Origin of the sequence: Actinosynnema sp. NPDC059335 (genome assembly GCF_042752395.1) — a bacterium.
In the GTDB taxonomy this organism is placed as follows: Bacteria; Actinomycetota; Actinomycetes; order Mycobacteriales; family Pseudonocardiaceae; genus Actinosynnema.
This window is the reverse complement of record NZ_JBHYXZ010000185.1, coordinates 1-15,221: the sequence shown is the minus strand read 5'-3', so window position 1 is coordinate 15,221 and position 15,221 is coordinate 1. Positions and strand designations below refer to the sequence as shown.

The window sequence follows — 15,221 nt, the reverse complement described above, 5'->3', positions numbered from 1 at the left end:
CAGCGGCCGGACGGCGGGGGAGCGCCGCGACCGCCGGGGCCGCTGCTGGTGATGACCGGGGTGTTCTTCCTCGGGTCGGCGGCGGCGACCGCGATGAGCGCGTTCCTGGTCGGTTACGGCGTCGCCGCGGGCGGCACGGCGGGGGCGGCCGGGGTGGCGCTGGCCGTGGCGAGCGCCGCCACCATCGCCGTCCGGCTCGGGCTCGGGTTCACCTCGCGCCGGGTCCCGGGGCGAGGCGCCCTGACCGCCCTGCTCCTGGTGGGGGCGGCCGGGTTCGCCGTCCTGGCGCTGCCCTCGCCGGTGGCGCTGTGGGTCGGCGCGGCGCTCGCGGCCGGCGCGGGCTGGGGGTGGACGGGCATCGCGGGTCACGCCGTGGTGACCGCGCACGCGCACGCGCCGGGCGCGGCCACCGCGTTGATCCAGGCGGGCGGCTGCCTCGGCGGCGTGGCCGGTCCGCTGGTGCTGGGCGCGGTGACCGACGGCGGCTCCTACGCCGCCGGGTGGCTGGTGCTGGCCGGGTTCCTGGTGGTGGCCGCGCTGGCGAGCGCGCTCAACCGCGGCATCTGGGCGCGGTCGGGGTCACAGCCCGCGGCAGCGGCGGTGGTTGACCCCCGGGACACTCGCAACCTAACCTCTGAGCGGAACAGCGTTCGCCTCACCGGAACACCGGACGGCGACGGAAAGGGGACCCCATGGCCGACGGACCGCTGACGGGCGTGCGGGTGCTCGACGTCTCGACGATCCTGGCCGGCCCGCTCTGCTGCCGGATCCTCGGCGACCACGGCGCCGACGTCGTCAAGGTCGAGCACCCCGAGTTCGGCGACGGGATGCGCGGGCACGGCAAGCAGAAGGACGGCATCCCCCTGTGGTGGAAGGAGATCTCCCGCAACAAGCGCCACCTCGGGCTCAAGCTGTCCACACCGGACGGGGCCGCGCTGCTGCTGAAGCTGGCCGCCCGTGCCGACGTCCTGGTCGAGAACTTCCGCCCCGGCACGCTGGAGCGCTGGGGCCTCGGCCCCGACCGGCTGCACGAGGTCAACCCCGGCCTGGTGGTCGTCCGCGTCACCGGCTTCGGGCAGACCGGCCCCTACGCGGGCCGGGCCGGTTTCGGCACGCTCGCCGAGGCGATGAGCGGCTTCGCCCACCTCACCGGCCAGCCCGACGGCCCGCCCACGCTGCCCGCGTTCGGCCTCGCCGACAGCATCTGCGGCATCGCGGCGGCCTCCGCGGTCGCCATGGCCCTGTTCGCCCGCGACCGCAACGGCGGCCGGGGCGAGGTCATCGACATCAACCTGCTGGAGCCGATCATGACCGCCGTCGGCCCCGGCCCGATGGTCTACCAGCAACTGGGCGTCGTCGGTCAGCGGCACGGCAACCGGTCCGCCAACAACGCCCCGCGCAACACCTACCGCACCAAGGACGGCCGCTGGGTCGCCGTCTCCACCAGCGCCCAGCGCATCGCCGAGCGCGTGCTGGAGCTGGTCGGGCACCCGGAGGTGATCGACGAGCCGTGGTTCGCCACCGGGCACGGCCGCGCCGCGCACGCCGACCTGCTCGACGCCCACGTCGGCGGCTGGATCGCCGAGCGGACCGAGGCCGAGGTCAGCGCCGCGTTCGCCGAGGCGGGCGCCGCCGTCGCCCCGGTCTACACCGCGCGCGACCTGGTCGAGGACGAGCACGTCCGGCAGACCGGGATGCTCACCACCGTGCCGGACGAGGACTTCGGCGACCTGCTGATGCACAACGTGCTGTGGCGGGCGGCCACCGCGCCCGGCCGCGTCCGGTTCACCGGGCGGCCCCTCGGCGCCGACACCGACGAGATCCTGTCCGAGCTGGGCGTGGACGCCGCCGAGACCGCCCGGCTGCGCGCCGAGCAGGTGGTCGCGTGACCGCCGCCCCGACCACCCGGAGGACTTCCATGACACCGACCGCGACCACCGCGGCGCTGCTCGACGCCGTGGCAGGCGGCCTGGTCGTGCACGACCTGGGCAGACCGCTCACCGTGGGCATGGCCCAGTCGCCCAACCACCCGCCGTACTGGCACGCGCTGCCGCGCCGGCACGGCGACACCGTGCGCGCCGACGGCGGTTCGGCGGCCAACGACATCATCACCATGGGCACCCACGTCGGCACCCACATCGACGCGTTCGCCCACGTCTCGCACGACGGCAAGCTGCTCGACGGCTCCGACGCCGCCGAGGCCGGGCGCGGCGGGCGCTTCGTGGAGCTGGGCGCGCACACCATCGCGCCGATGGTGCGGCGCGGCGTGCTGCTGGACGTGCCCGCCGCGCTCGGCGACCCGACCGGCCTCCCGGCGGGCTACGAGATCACCCCGGACGACCTCGCCGCGGCCGAGCGCGCCCAGGGCACCGAGGTCCGCCCGGGCGACGTGGTGCTGGTGCGCAGCGGCTGGGGGCGGCACTTCGCCGACCGCACCCTCTACCAGGGCCAGGAGTCCGGTGTGCCGGGCGTGGGCGCGGCCGGGGCGACGTGGCTCGCCGACCGGGGCGCGCACGCCGCGGGCGCCGACACCATCGCGTTCGAGTGCCTGCCGCCGGGCAGCGGCCACAGCGTGCTGCCCGCGCACCGGGTGCTGCTGGTCGAGCGCGGCGTCTACATCGTCGAGACCCTGGAGCTGGACGCCCTGGCCGCGGCCGGCGCGCACGAGTTCCTGTTCGTGCTCTCGCCGCTGAAGCTGTTCGGCGCGACCGGTTCCCCGGTGCGCCCGCTGGCGGTGGTCGGCGCATGAGCACCCTGGCCGAAGAGCTGGCCTCCTTCGCCGCCGCCGCGCTGAAGGAGGGCGTGCCCGAGGACGTGTCCGCGTCCGTGCGGCGGCGGGTGCTGGACGTGCTCGGGCTGTGCGTGGCCGCGCACCGGCTGCCGACCAGCGCGGCGGCCGTCGAGCACGTCGCCGACCAGGGCGGGCGGCCGGAGGCGACCGTGATCGGCCTGGCGCGGCAGGTGCCCGCGGCCGCCGCGGCGTTCGCCAACGGCGTGCTCGCGCACTCGCTGGACTACGACGACACCCACCTGCCCTCGGTGCTGCACCCCAGCGCCGGCGTGGTGCCCGCCGCGCTGGCCGCCGGGCAGGCCGCGGGCGCGCACGGCCGCGACGTCGTCGCCGCCATCGCCGTGGGGCTGGAGGTGACCGTCCGGCTCGGCATGGCGGGCTACGACCGCGAGCTGGGCAACTCGGTGTTCTTCGAGCACGGCCAGCACGCCACCTCGATCTGCGGCGCGATGGGTGCGGCCGCGGCCGCCGCCCTGCTGTACGGGCTGGGCGAGCAGGGCGTGCTGGACGCGCTCGGCGTCACCGCGTCGTTCGCGGGCGGCGTGATCGAGGCCAACCGGACCGGCGGGACGGTCAAGCGGCTGCACTGCGGCTGGGCGGCCCAGTCCGGGGTCGCCGCCGCGCAACTGGTGCGGCGCGGCTTCACCGGTCCGCCGACCGTGCTGGAGGGTCGGTTCGGCTTCTTCCAGGCGTTCCTGCGCGGCCAGGCGGACCTCGCCGCCGTCACCGACGGGCTCGGCTCGCGGTGGGCCGCGCCGGGCATCTTCTTCAAGCCCTACCCGGCCAACCACTTCGTGCACACCGCGATCGACGCGGGGGCGCGGCTGCGCGCGGACGGCGCGCCCGCCGACCCCGACCGCATCGCCTCGATCGAGCTGCGCGTGCCCGCCGCGGTGATCCGGACGATCGGCGAGCCGATCGAGGTCAAGCGCGCCCCGGCCACCGGCTACCAGGCGCAGTTCAGCGGGCCGTACGCGGTGGCGACCGGCCTGCTCGGCGGCACGGGGCTGGGCGCGGGACTGGCGGACTTCACCGACGAGCTGGCCGCCGACCCCGTCCGCCGGGCGATCATGGCCAGGGTCGAGGTCGTGCCGGACGCCGCCTGCGACGCGATCTTCCCCCACCAGTTCCCCGCCACCGTCGTGGTGCGCGACGTCGAAGGCCGCGAGTGGCGCGCCGAGGTGACCGCGAACCGGGGCGGCCCGCAACGCCCGCTCACCGACGACGAGCTGGGAGTGAAGTTCACCGACAACACCAGGGGACGGTTGAGCGCCGAGACCGCCGAGGACGTGCGCGCCGCCGCGCTGTCACTCGACGCGCTGACCGACGTCGGCGCACTCCTGCGCCCCCTCGCCGCATTCACCGCCTGACAGGAGCGACCGCGATGGCACTCGACCTGCTAGTCACCAACGTCCGCGTGGTCCGCCACGACCGGCCGGAAGCCGAGCGCGCCGACATCGGCGTGGCGGACGGCCGCATCGTGCGGGTCGCTCCCGGCATCGACCCCGCCGATGCGACGACGGTGGTGGACGGCGGCGGCAAGCTCGCCTTCCCCGGCGTGGTGGACGCCCACCAGCACTGGGGCATCTACAACCCGCTCACCGTCGACGCGGGCACCGAGAGCCGCGCCTGCGCCCAGGGCGGCGTGACGACCGCGTTGAACTACATCCGCACCGGCCAGTACTACATGAACCGCGGCGGCGACTACGCCGAGGTGTTCCCGGAGATCCTGGCGGCGACGGAGGGGCGGTCCTACGTGGACTACGCCTACCACCTGGCCCCGATGTCCAAGCGCCACCTGGAGGAGATCCCGCGGCTCGTCACCGAGCACGGCGTGACCTCGTTCAAGGTGTTCATGTTCTACGGCAGCCACGGCCTGCACGGCCGCAGCGCCGACCAGAGCAGGTTCCTCATGATCCCCGAGGACGAGCGCTACGACATCGCCCACTTCGAGTTCGTCATGCGCGCCGTGCAGGCGGTGCGCGAGGAGCACCCCGAGCTGGCCGACGAGATCTCGCTGTCGCTGCACTGCGAGACCGCCGAGATCATGACCGCCTACACCAGGATGGTCGAGGAGGAGGGGAAGCTCACCGGCCTCGCCGCCTACAGCGCCTCCCGGCCGCAGCACTCCGAGGGACTGGCGGTGTCGATCGCGTCCTACCTGGCGCACGAGACCGGGTTGCCCACCATCAACCTGCTGCACCTCAGCTCGGCCAAGGCGATGGACGCCGCGCTGCGGATGGCCAGGGCGTTCCCGCACATCCGGTTCCGGCGCGAGGTCACGGTCGGGCACCTGCTCGCCGACATCGACACCGCCTCCGGCATCGGCGCGAAGGTCAACCCGCCGATCCGGCCGCGGGCCGACGTCGAGGCGCTGTGGGAGCACGTGCTGGCCGGGGAGGTCGACTGGGTCGTCTCCGACCACGCGTGCTGCCGGGACGAGCAGAAGTTCGGCGACCCGCGCGACGACGTGTTCCTGGCGAAGTCGGGCTTCGGCGGCGCGGAGTACCTGCTGCCGGGCATGGTGACCGAGGGCGTCAAGCGCGGCCTGTCGCTGGGCGACATCGCCAAGCTGACGTCGTGGAACCCGGCCACCCGCTACGGCCTGCGCACCAAAGGCGCGATCGGCGTCGGCTTCGACGCGGACTTCTGCCTGGTGGACCCGGACACCACGTGGACCGTGCGCGCGGCGGACTCGGAGTCGACCCAGGAGTACACGCCGTTCGAGGGCTTCGAGCTGACCGCCGCCGTGACCGACACGTTCGTGCGGGGCCACCGGGTGCTCGAAGCGGGCAAGGTCGTCGGCGACCCGGTCGGCCGGTACCTGAAGCGCCCGACCGGCGCATGATCCCGCGCAGCTACCTGTACGTGCCCGGCGACCAACCGGCCAAGCTGGCCAAGGCCGCCGGGCGCGGCGCGGACGCGCTCATCGTGGACCTGGAGGACGCGGTGGCCCTCCGGGCCAAGGGCGCGGCCCGCGAGGCCGCCGCCGCGTACCTGGCCGGCGGCCGGGCGTGGGTCCGCGTCAACGCCGACGCCCTGGCCGAGGACGTCGCGGCGGTCGCGGACGCGCCCGGCCTGGCCGGCCTGGTGGTCCCCAAGGCCGAGCCGGCGCTGCTGGCCGAGGTGGACCGGCTGCTGGGCCGGCGGCCCGTGCCGGTGGTGGCGCTGCTGGAGACGGCCCGGGGGATCCGCGACGTGGACGCCGTGGCGAGCGCGCCCCGGGTCGTGCGGCTGGGCGTGGGGGAGGCGGATTTGGCCGCCGAACTGGGCCTGCGACCGGACGACCGGCGCACCGAGATGTGGCCGTTGCGCTCGGCGATCGTCGTCGCCTCCGCCGCGGCGGGCCTGCCGGCCCCGATCGGGCCGGTGGAGACGGCGGTGCGCGACGAGGCGCGGCTGCGCGCGGGGACGGAACTCCTGCTGCGCCAGGGCTTCCGCGCGCGCACGGTGCTCACCCCGGCCCAACTGCCGGTCGTCAACGCCGTGTTCAGCCCGTCCCCGGAGGAGGTGGCGGCGGCGCGGCGCGTGGTCGCCCTGCTGGCGGAGGCGGGGTCCGGGGTCGCGGTGGACGAGCACGGCCGTTTCATCGACGCCGCCGTGGCCCGCTCGGCGCGTGAGGTGCTCGACCGCGCGGACGCGTGCCGGCCGGCGGGCTGACCCGGCGGGCTGACTCATCGGGCTGACCCGGCGGGCGCGTCGCGCTCCGCGGCGACGGGGACCGACCGGTGCCGTCCCGCGATGTCCGCGCCGCGGTGTCGCCGGCGGACTGGTCGGTTGACGCCCCGCGCCCTCGGCGTGAGGCGCCGCGTCCCCGGTGCGGTGCGAGGGCCGGGACGCGGCGGTGTGGTCACGACGGGGTGCGGCCTTGGAGCACCGCGCGGCGGAAGAACTCGTGCAGGCCGTCGAACACCGGACCGGTGATCGCCAGCACCTCGTCGTCGGAGCACACCATGGACAGCCCGCGCAGCACCACGTCCAGGCCCCGCGCCTCGGGCGCGTCGAACAGCTCGTCCTCCAGGTCCGCCTCGTGCACGGCCTCGGCGATGCGCCACAGCACCGGGTCCACCAGGTCGTAGCGCCGCAGGACGGTTTCGAACGTGCAGTCGTCGCCGTGGTGGGTCAGGTCGACGCCGCGCATGTCGAACGGGATCGCGTCGGCGGGCACCTCGGCCGGGTCGTCGACGAAGACGAACTCCGCGTCGGGGTCGATGAACCGCCGGATCAGCCACGCGCAGGCGGCCCGGTCGATGTGCACGCCGCGGCGGGTCGCCCACCTCACGCCGGCTCCCGCGCGTCCTGGTGGCGTTCGCCGGCCAGGTCCGCCACGGCGGCGCGGGCCCGCTCGCGCTCGGGCGGCGGGAAGTAGTCGCGCCGGTGGATGCGGTGCAGCTCCTGGCGCAACCGGCGCGCGGCGGCGCGACGCCCCGCCTGGTCCAGCCCGAGCGAGCCGGTCGCCTCCGCGACGACGTCCAGGTACTCCGCGGCACGTGCCGCGGCGAGCGACGCCGCCAGCTCCCCCTCGGCGGACGCCGCCGTCGGCCGGCCCACCCACACCATCGCGGTGCCGCCGGCCTGCACGACCTCCTCCGCCAGCCACTCCAGCTGCTCCCGGGTGCGCGCGTCGTGCGGCAGCGCGGCCAGCCCGTCGCCGAGCTGCGCCACGCCCAGGCGCTTGAGCTTGCGCCACACCGAGATCCGGGGCGTGGACGGCTCGCGGGGCAGCCGGTAGGACAGCAGGACCCAGCCGGAGCCGTGCTCCGACCCCTCGCCGCCGGCCATGCCGGCCATGCTAGCCGCCCACCCCCGCCGACGTGGTCACGCGACCGGGAGCCCGACCAGCGCGGCGACGACGCCGAGGCCCGCGCAGGCGATCAACACGCGCGGCATCGACCAGCGCACGCCCAGGACCAGGACGAGCGCGACCGCGGTGATCACCGCCTGGACCGGGCGGAAGGTCGAGAGGTCGGGCAGCGCCAGGCGGAGTGGCCCGAAGTGGTGGACCGCGGTGGCGTGGAAGAGGGTGTTGAGGGCGAAGTAGAGCGCGAGGTTCGCGATCACGCCGACGACGGCCGCGGTGATGCCGGTCAGCGCGGCGGAGAGGGCGCGGTTGTGCCGCAGGCGTTCGACGTAGGGCGCGCCGAGGAGGATGAACAGGAAGCACGGCACGAAGGTGACCCACGTCGTCAGCAGCGCGCCGAGCACGCCCGCCGCCCACGGGTCGAGGCCGCCGGGGTGGTGGTACGCGCCCAGGAACGCGACGAACTGCACCACCATGATCAGCGGGCCCGGCGTGGACTCGGCCAGCGCCAGGCCGCGCACCATGTCGCCCGCGGACAGCCAGCCGTAGACCTCGACCGCGCGTTGGGCGACGTAGGCCAGCACGGCGTACGCCCCGCCGAAGGTGATCACGGCGGTGCCGGAGAAGAACAGGCCCTGGGCGGTGAGGGTGCTGCCGATCCCGGTGAGCAGCGCGACCGCGACGACCGGCGCGGCCCACACGACGAGGCCGACGCCGAGCACGGCCGCCGCCCGGCGCGCCGACGGCCTCTCGTGGTGCAAGGCGTCGTCGGCGATCAGCGGGGCGGGCCCGTCGTCGGCCCCGCCGTGCCCGCCGCGCGGCTCCGTGACGCCCGGCGCGAAGCGGCCCAGCACCCACCCGACCGCGGCGGCGGCCGCGATGACGACGGGGAACGGGACCGCGAACAGCGCCAGCGCCGCGAACGCGCCGGCGGCGATGGCCACGAGCGCGGGGTGGTGCAGGGCGCGCTTGCCGACGCGGAACACCGCCTGCGCCACGATGGCCACCACGGCGGGCGCGATCCCGGCGAAGAGGGCGTTGACGGCGGTGGTGTCGCCGAACGCCACGTAGATCGCCGACAGCGCGAGCAGGGCGAGCATGCCGGGCAGCACGAACAGGGTGCCGGCGATCAGCCCGCCGCGGCGGCCGTTGAGCAGCCAGCCGACGTAGATCGCGAGCTGCTGGGCCTCCGGGCCGGGCAGCAGCATGCAGTAGTTCAACGCGTGCAGGAACCGCTGCCTGCCGATCCAGCGCTTCTCCTCCACGAGCGTGCGCTGCATGACCGCGATCTGGCCCGCCGGGCCGCCGAAGGTCTGCAACGAGATCAGGAACCACGCCTTGGTCGCCGTGCGCAGCGGGATCACGTCCCCGCTCCTCGTGTCCGGCATGAGTCGACCTCCCCGACCGTCGTGCATCGGGGGAATGTAACCACGGTTGCACCGCGAGGGGCGCGCGTCCCGGATGGTGGGCGGTCTAGCAGGGCGAGGTGGCGTGCGCGTTCTGGTCGGACACGCGCAGCACCGCCTGGTCCACGACGAACAGCGACGTGCCCGCGTTGCCGCCCAGCCGCAGGGCGCAGCCCGAGGCCGGCAGCGGTTTCGCCGGGTCCGCCGGCGCCAGCCGCACCGGCGTCACCCGGATCACCGACATGCCCAGGACGCCGAACTCGACCGGGACGCCCGCGCGCACGTCGTCCGCGAAGCGGTCGGCCAGGCGGAACGGCAGCACGGCCAGGAACACCACCGCGAACCCGACCAGCGCGCCCGCCAGGCCGCGCGCCCAGTGCCGCCCGCGCAGGGGCAGCCGCACCACGAGCGACCGCACCCCGGTGCCCACCGACACGACGACGTCCGCCGACCCCGCCGACGCGGCCCGCTCCTGCAACCACCGCACGGCCAGGACCAGGACCAACGCCACGATCCCGACCAGGAACGCCCGCGCGACCAACCACGTGAACGTGATCCCGGCGTCCTCCGGCTCCACCCCCAGCGCCCAGTAGAAGCGCGCCGTCAGCACCCATCCGAACGCGTAGGACAGCCCGGCGACGCCCGTGGTGACCTTCGCCGCCTGCTCGGCCCACTCCGAGAGCCCGGCCAGGGCCGCCCGCATCACACGAACCTCGCCAGCAGGAGGATCGCGACGCACGCGCCCAGCAGCAGTCCCAGCGCGAACGACACCCGGTCGGCCCGGCGCACCGCGGCCGGGTCGCCCGCCGCCTCCGGCTCGACCACCGCGCCCCGGGTCTGCGGCAGCGCCCGGTCCAGCGCCCGGCCCCACTCCGCCAGCGACGGCCGGTCGCCCGCGGCGCCCGCGGCCCTGGCGACCAGCGGCGCCAGCGCGGCCGGGAGCCGGTCGGCCGGCAGGTCGTCACCGGGGTGCCAGTAGGGCGAGACGAGGGTCCGCGCGGCCAGCAGCCCCAGCACGTACGACGTGGACGCCCGGTCGGGCCGGCCGACCTCGCCGGACAGCACGCGCGGGTCGGTCCAGTCGACGGTGGTGTAGAGCGGCTGGTCGCCCGGCTCCGCCACCGCCCGCAGCGAGTCGCAGTCCAGCACGAACACCGACGGCGGGTCCAGCGCCCACAGCACGTTGTGCGCGGCCAGGTCCTCGTGCACGAAGCCCCGGTCGTCCAGCCACGACAACGCCTCGACCAGCCGGTCCAGCAGCTCGACCTTCTGCCGGTCGGTGGCCCGGCGCACCCCCAACCGCTCCGCCCGCTTCTCGTACAGCAGGAAGTTCAGGTCCCGGACCCGGGTCCGCCCGTCCGGCAGCGCGACGTGGAACGCCGGACCGGCGCGCACGACCAGCGCGCCGACCACGTCCTCGCCGTCGCGCACCACCGCCACCGGCCACGCCAACCGTTCGCGCACGGAGGCGGCGGCCGCGTCGTCCAGCCCGGCGTAGACCTCCACCAGCCGGTCGAGGTCCGCGCCGCCGTGCCGCTCGTGGTACTTCTTGTAGAGCAGCGACCTGCGCTCGCCGGGCACGGCGAACACCCGGGCGGAGCCGCCCTGCGCCACCTGCTCCCCGTACCCGACCTCGGCTTCGGCGAGCCGCCGGGGCATCGCGGGCCACGGGTTCGCGGTCACCCGTCCTCCGGGCGGACGATCATGCGCGAGGTCGTCAGCGCGTCCAGGTGGTTCGAGAGCAGCGACCGGACCTGCGCGGCCAGCGGCTGGTCCGCCGTGTCGTCGAGCACCCGCACGTCGGAGGCCAGCAGCAGGCCGCCCAGCTCGTGCGCCCGCGCCGGGTCGAGCCCGACGGCGACGAGCAGGGTGCGCGGGTGGCTGCCCTGGTAGAACCGGTCGAACGACCGCTGCCAGCCCCGGTCCAGCGGCACGCCGTCGGTGATCAGGACGACCAGCGGCCGGTCGAACGTGATGCCGGACGCCACGTGCGCCGACGCGTCCGCCCCGATCAGCTTGCCGAGCAGGTCGAACACGGGCGCGAACAGCGTCCTGCGGCCGGCGGTGAGCGGGGGCCGGGGGAAGCCCTCGGTCAGGTCGGACAGCGGCAGCACGCAGCGGGCCGTGTCGGAGAACGTGACCAGGCACAGCCGGACCCGTTCGCCCAGCAGCGGCGAGTACAGCAGCTCGTCGGCCAGGGCGTCGAGCAGCTGCCCGACCTCGGGCAGCCGGCCCGCCATCGACGGCGACGAGTTGACCGCCAGGTAGATCGGCATGACCCTGCGCATGGCGCCTCCCTGCCCGTGTATCTCCGCCCGGACCGCTCCGGCGTTACCGCCGGCAGTCGAGCCGGTCGGGGGGACGGGTGCCCACGTACCGCCGCCACTCGTCGGCGGTGAGGTCGCGCCCGGCCGAGGCGCACGCGGCCCGCACCCAGTCCCGCTCGTCCAGGCTCCAGCGGGTCAGGCGCCCGCCGCCGGGTTCGGCGGTCAGCAGGTGCCGCCCGTCGGTGGTGGCGGCGACCGCGGTGAGCTGCGGCATCCCCTGCGTGGCGGGCGCGAGCGGGATCGCGCCCAGCTCGCCGCCGGACTCCAGGTCGGTCAGCACGAGCACGTGGTCGGCGCGGATCCGGGCGGCCAGCCGGCCGTCCGGGGTGGCGGTCAGGCCGGGCGTCCACACCCCGGTGGACGGCACGGACCGGACCAGCCCGGTCCCGTCGCGGTCCCACACCTCGATCGCGGTCCGCCGCTGCACCAGCAGGTGCCCGTCGGTGTGGTGCACCGAGGTCGCGGGGCCGCCCGGCAGCTCGCGGGTCGTGCCCGCGGCGACGTCGACCAGCACCACCGCGTCCGTCCCGGACACCGCGACCCGCAGGCCGTCGGCGCTGATCGAGGCCCGGTCGGCCTGCACGGGCCGGCTGAACAGGGACGTGTCGACACCGGTCGCCACCACCGCCCGCTCCTCGCCGGTGGCCGCGTCCAGCACGTGCACCCGGCCGTCCTGGTCGACCACCACCAGCCGCGTCCCGTCGGCGGACGCGCGGGCGGCCATCACGTCCTCCACCCCCGGCACGGCGGGCCACCGGTCGACCACCTCGTCGCCGTCGTGGACGTGGACGGTCCCGCTCGGCGACGACAGCACCAGCAACCGCGAGCCGTCCGCGCTCCACACCGGCACGGTGTGGTAGTCGTTCACCCGCTCGTCCTCGAACCCGCCGGTGACGCCGTCGTCGGTCTCCACCTGGACGCGTCCCAGCGCGGCGACCGCGACCCGTCCCGGCGCCGTGACCAGCCACGGCGCGCGGCACGCGCGGCAGGTGAAGGGCACCTCGGTGCGCAGCGGCGCGCCGAGCCGGGTGTTGCGGGTCAGGTCCCACAGCACCAGGGCGTCGTCGGTGCCCGACACCAGGTGGTCGGAGTCGCCCGCGAACGCGAGCGCGCCGACCGGGACGCTGTTGCCCGGCAGCCGCCACCGCTCGCCCTGGTCGGCCCCGGAGGTGTCCACGACGTGCACGACGCCCGCGTGGCCGACCGCGACGCGCCCGCCGTCCGGGCTGACGGCGAGCGACTCGGGGTTGGGCTCGCCCACGGCCAGGCTCGCGTCCGCCGTGTCGTAGTCCGCCGCCTGGACGCCCTCGGTGCGCCACTGCCAGGTCTCGCCGTCCCGCATCCAGGCGAAGTGGCCGCCGTCGGGCGAGTAGCCCACGGCGAACCCGCCGTCCGCGGGCATCACCGACACCGGCACGGACCTCCGCACGGCCAGGTCGGCGACCGAGCGGACCTGCCACTCCGTGCTCCCCAGCACCGCGAGTTCGTCGTCGGAGCGCAGCGCGACCTTGTCCGGCCAGTTGTGCGCGACGGACTCGGTGGTCCGCCCGGTGCGCCGGTCGTGCGCGACCAGCCTGCCGCTGGAGTCGCGGGTGTCACCGGGGTCGAGGTGGTGGGTGGTGAACGCGACGACGTCGCCGGACGGCGAGATCGCCGCGCTGCCCCGGTTGTGCCCGGCGGGCACCTCGACGTCGGTGAGGGAGTCCCGGCCGTCCCAGCGCACCGCGCGGCCCTCGGCCAGCACGGCCGCCGTCACGCCGTCGGCGTCCACCGCGACGTCGACCACCGGGTGCTCGACGGAGACCTCGGTCCGGGCGTCGCCGTGCAGGTCCCACCGCACCACGCGGCCGTCCGCGGTGCCCGCCACGGCGACCCGGCCGTCCCGCGAGACCGCGACCGCGGTGACCGGCGACCCGACGTGCAGGTACCGGTCGAGCCGGGGGCTCGCGGCCAGCACCTGGAACAGCACCGACCGGGTCACCGGCTGCGGGTCGGTCCGGTACGCCTCCACGGCGAGCAGCTGCGCGAGGTCCAGCCGGGTGTCGACGTTCGCCAGCGCGGCCGACGCCAGGCCGCGGGCGGTCGCGATCCGCGCCTCGGTGCGGGCGTTGTCCCGCTGCACGACCGCCACCACCGCGCCGACCACGGCGAGCACCGCGAGCAGCGCCAACGCCACCACCGCGGCGCGGGCCAGGCGCAGCGTCGTGCGGTGCCGGCGCACGTCCTCGCCGACGAGGGCGTCCTTGGGCACGCCGCGCACGGCCGCGGCGACGTCGGCGACGCAGTCGCGGAAGCGGGCGTCGGCCTGGTCGACGCGGTCGGCGTCCCGCAGCCACCGCAGGTCCACCCAGCGCGGCTCGACGGCCATCGCGGCGCGCAACGGCGGCGGCAGCGCCGTCCGCTCGTGGTCGGGGTCGGGCTCGCCGTCGGTCACCACCAGCAGGATGCGGTCGGCGGACCGGTGGGTCAGCCACCACTCGACCTCCCGCGCCACCCACACCGAGCGCGCGGCGTCGACGGAGGCCATGAGCACCAGCCACCGCGAGGCCGCCAGCGCCCGTTCGATCGACCCCCACAGGTCCGGGTCGGCCGACAGGCTCGCGTTGTCCAGGAACACGCGCATCGCCCGCAGCCGGTACCAGGGCTTGGCCATGCGCTGGAGCCCGGTGCGCAGCGCGGGACCCGTCAGCCGGTCCTGCCTGTGGCTGTAGCTGATGAACGCGTCGTACTCCGCCCCGTCCGGCAACCCCCCACCCCCGGTCAGTCGACCACGTCCCATGGTCGGGCCGCCGGGGGTGGGGGAGGACGCACTATTGCGGAGAGGGGGTCAGCCCCGGAACTCCGGCTGCACCCAGTAGGTGCTGTCGTGCCAGGCGTCGGTCGGGAAGCCGCCGCCGGTCCCGTAGTGGTAGACGCCCGCGCCGTGCGTGCCGTCGTGCGGCGCGGTGAACGGCGCGTGCACCACCGTGCCGGTGAAGTGGTTCTCGGAGGAGGCGTAGCCGCCCTGCGGGGTGTAGTAGGAGACGACGTAGTCGCGGCCGGCCTCGACCGGGACCGGGGCCGGGAAGTCGATCTCGGCCATCCGGCCGGGGTGGTCCCACTCCCGCTCGGCCAGCAGCACGCCGTCGTCGGACCACATGCGCAGGGTGATCGGCCCCCGGTACGCGCCGCGCAGCAGGGACGCGCCCAGGATCACGCCCGGCCGGTCGAGCCGCACCCGCACGCCCACCTCGACCGGCTGCGCGTCGGGGTCGTCCACCTCGGGCGCGTAGGGCGAGGTGAACTCGCAGCGGACCGCGCAGTTCACCGGCTGGGGCGTGGTCGTGCCGCCGACGTGCACCGTCACCGCGGGCCCGGCCGCGCCCGCGCCCGCCCCGGTCACCGCGCGGGCGGCGATGGCGAGGTCGCCCGCGACCTGCGGCGTGTAGGTGTGCCGCCAGTCCGCGCGCCAACCGGCCAGCACGCGCACCGTCTCCGCGGCGACCCACGTCGCGCCGCCGTCGAAGGTCAGTTCGGTGGTGACGGCTTCGGGGGTGGCGCTGAACGAGCTGCCGGTGATCAGCAGCGGCACGCCGACCTCGACGCCCGCGCCGGTCGTCGGGGTCGTGACGGTGGCCGAGGGCACGTCCTGCGCGTGGGCCGGGACGGCGAGGAGCAGGGCGGCGGCGGCCACCGCCGTGAGCAAGCGGGGTGAACGGGACACGCGGTCCTCCTGGGTGAGCGGGACTCCACCGGCGTGATCGCTCCCACCCGACCGGCCGCTACGCCCGCACAACCGACCACTACGCCCGAACCACCGCCCCCCACGCCGCTCATGCCCGCCTGCCGCCGCTCGCTCCCGCCCGCCGCTCGCCGCCGCCCGCCGCTCGCCGCCGCCCGCCGCTCGCCGCCGCCCC

General features: G+C 75.8%; 13 protein-coding genes and 1 pseudogene. 6 read left to right on the top strand and 8 right to left on the bottom strand.

Translation table 11 applies throughout. From position 1 onward, the window contains the following. The 6 genes and pseudogenes from ACFXGA_RS35430 to ACFXGA_RS35405 form a co-directional block, all read left to right on the top strand. Positions 1-711, top strand: a pseudogene (locus tag ACFXGA_RS35430) (hypothetical protein); the annotation flags it as partial. Beyond that, complete coding sequence (locus tag ACFXGA_RS35425) at positions 693-1,889, top strand: CaiB/BaiF CoA transferase family protein (protein ID WP_378095841.1); 1,197 nt, start codon at positions 693-695, stop codon at positions 1,887-1,889. The pseudogene ACFXGA_RS35430 and the gene ACFXGA_RS35425, both read left to right, overlap by 19 nt. Before the next feature lie 29 nt (positions 1,890-1,918). Next, positions 1,919-2,749: a cyclase family protein gene (locus tag ACFXGA_RS35420; RefSeq protein ID WP_378095839.1), complete on the top strand. Its 831-nt coding sequence runs from the start codon at positions 1,919-1,921 to the stop codon at positions 2,747-2,749. Next, positions 2,746-4,161: an MmgE/PrpD family protein gene (locus ACFXGA_RS35415; RefSeq protein WP_378095836.1), complete on the top strand. Its 1,416-nt coding sequence runs from the start codon at positions 2,746-2,748 to the stop codon at positions 4,159-4,161. Before ACFXGA_RS35420 ends, ACFXGA_RS35415 begins: the two co-directional genes overlap by 4 nt. A 14-nt stretch (positions 4,162-4,175) precedes the next feature. Beyond that, entirely contained in the window at positions 4,176-5,639 is a 1,464-nt protein-coding gene (locus ACFXGA_RS35410) for a dihydroorotase family protein (protein WP_378095833.1), read from the top strand. After that, on the top strand, positions 5,636-6,451 hold the full coding sequence (locus ACFXGA_RS35405; RefSeq protein WP_378095830.1) for an HpcH/HpaI aldolase/citrate lyase family protein: 816 nt from the start codon (positions 5,636-5,638) through the stop codon (positions 6,449-6,451). Before ACFXGA_RS35410 ends, ACFXGA_RS35405 begins: the two co-directional genes overlap by 4 nt. A 190-nt stretch (positions 6,452-6,641) precedes the next feature. On the opposite strand, the gene ACFXGA_RS35400 is transcribed toward ACFXGA_RS35405, so the two are convergent. The 8 genes from ACFXGA_RS35400 to ACFXGA_RS35365 all read right to left on the bottom strand — a co-directional run bounded on the left by ACFXGA_RS35400 (position 6,642) and on the right by ACFXGA_RS35365 (position 15,028). Then, a complete protein-coding gene (locus tag ACFXGA_RS35400; protein WP_378095827.1) occupies positions 6,642-7,073 on the bottom strand; it encodes a chromate resistance protein ChrB domain-containing protein in 432 nt (143 codons plus the stop codon). Beyond that, positions 7,070-7,573 (bottom strand): Chromate resistance protein ChrB, encoded by a 504-nt coding sequence (locus tag ACFXGA_RS35395; protein WP_378095824.1) that lies wholly within the window; start codon positions 7,571-7,573, stop codon positions 7,070-7,072. The genes ACFXGA_RS35400 and ACFXGA_RS35395 overlap by 4 nt, the downstream gene beginning before the upstream one ends. A 36-nt stretch (positions 7,574-7,609) precedes the next feature. Then, complete coding sequence (chrA, locus tag ACFXGA_RS35390; protein WP_378095821.1) at positions 7,610-8,980, bottom strand: chromate efflux transporter; 1,371 nt, start codon at positions 8,978-8,980, stop codon at positions 7,610-7,612. Between the two features lie 85 nt (positions 8,981-9,065). Then, entirely contained in the window at positions 9,066-9,701 is a 636-nt protein-coding gene (locus tag ACFXGA_RS35385; RefSeq protein WP_378095818.1) for a hypothetical protein, read from the bottom strand. Then, positions 9,701-10,681: a hypothetical protein gene (locus ACFXGA_RS35380; RefSeq protein ID WP_378095815.1), complete on the bottom strand. Its 981-nt coding sequence runs from the start codon at positions 10,679-10,681 to the stop codon at positions 9,701-9,703. The genes ACFXGA_RS35385 and ACFXGA_RS35380 overlap by 1 nt, the downstream gene beginning before the upstream one ends. Continuing rightward, positions 10,678-11,286: a hypothetical protein gene (locus ACFXGA_RS35375; protein WP_378095812.1), complete on the bottom strand. Its 609-nt coding sequence runs from the start codon at positions 11,284-11,286 to the stop codon at positions 10,678-10,680. Before ACFXGA_RS35375 ends, ACFXGA_RS35380 begins: the two co-directional genes overlap by 4 nt. A gap of 43 nt (positions 11,287-11,329) precedes the next feature. Further along, positions 11,330-14,071: a hypothetical protein gene (locus ACFXGA_RS35370; RefSeq protein ID WP_378095809.1), complete on the bottom strand. Its 2,742-nt coding sequence runs from the start codon at positions 14,069-14,071 to the stop codon at positions 11,330-11,332. An 81-nt stretch (positions 14,072-14,152) separates the two neighbouring features. Beyond that, positions 14,153-15,028 (bottom strand): DUF4082 domain-containing protein, encoded by an 876-nt coding sequence (locus ACFXGA_RS35365; protein ID WP_378095806.1) that lies wholly within the window; start codon positions 15,026-15,028, stop codon positions 14,153-14,155. Positions 15,029-15,221: the final 193 nt, after the last annotated feature.

Bases quoted from the DNA above. Each gene is read 5' to 3' on its own strand.
- ACFXGA_RS35425 (WP_378095841.1), top strand. From the start codon at position 693: ATGGCCGACGGACCGCTGACGGGCGTGCGGGTGCTCGACGTCTCGACG.
- ACFXGA_RS35420 (WP_378095839.1), top strand. From the start codon at position 1,919: ATGACACCGACCGCGACCACCGCGGCGCTGCTCGACGCCGTGGCAGGC.
- ACFXGA_RS35415 (WP_378095836.1), top strand. From the start codon at position 2,746: ATGAGCACCCTGGCCGAAGAGCTGGCCTCCTTCGCCGCCGCCGCGCTG.
- ACFXGA_RS35410 (WP_378095833.1), top strand. From the start codon at position 4,176: ATGGCACTCGACCTGCTAGTCACCAACGTCCGCGTGGTCCGCCACGAC.
- ACFXGA_RS35405 (WP_378095830.1), top strand. From the start codon at position 5,636: ATGATCCCGCGCAGCTACCTGTACGTGCCCGGCGACCAACCGGCCAAG.
- ACFXGA_RS35395 (WP_378095824.1), bottom strand. From the start codon at position 7,573: ATGGCCGGCGGCGAGGGGTCGGAGCACGGCTCCGGCTGGGTCCTGCTG.
- chrA (WP_378095821.1), bottom strand. From the start codon at position 8,980: ATGCCGGACACGAGGAGCGGGGACGTGATCCCGCTGCGCACGGCGACC.
- ACFXGA_RS35385 (WP_378095818.1), bottom strand. From the start codon at position 9,701: ATGCGGGCGGCCCTGGCCGGGCTCTCGGAGTGGGCCGAGCAGGCGGCG.
- ACFXGA_RS35375 (WP_378095812.1), bottom strand. From the start codon at position 11,286: ATGCGCAGGGTCATGCCGATCTACCTGGCGGTCAACTCGTCGCCGTCG.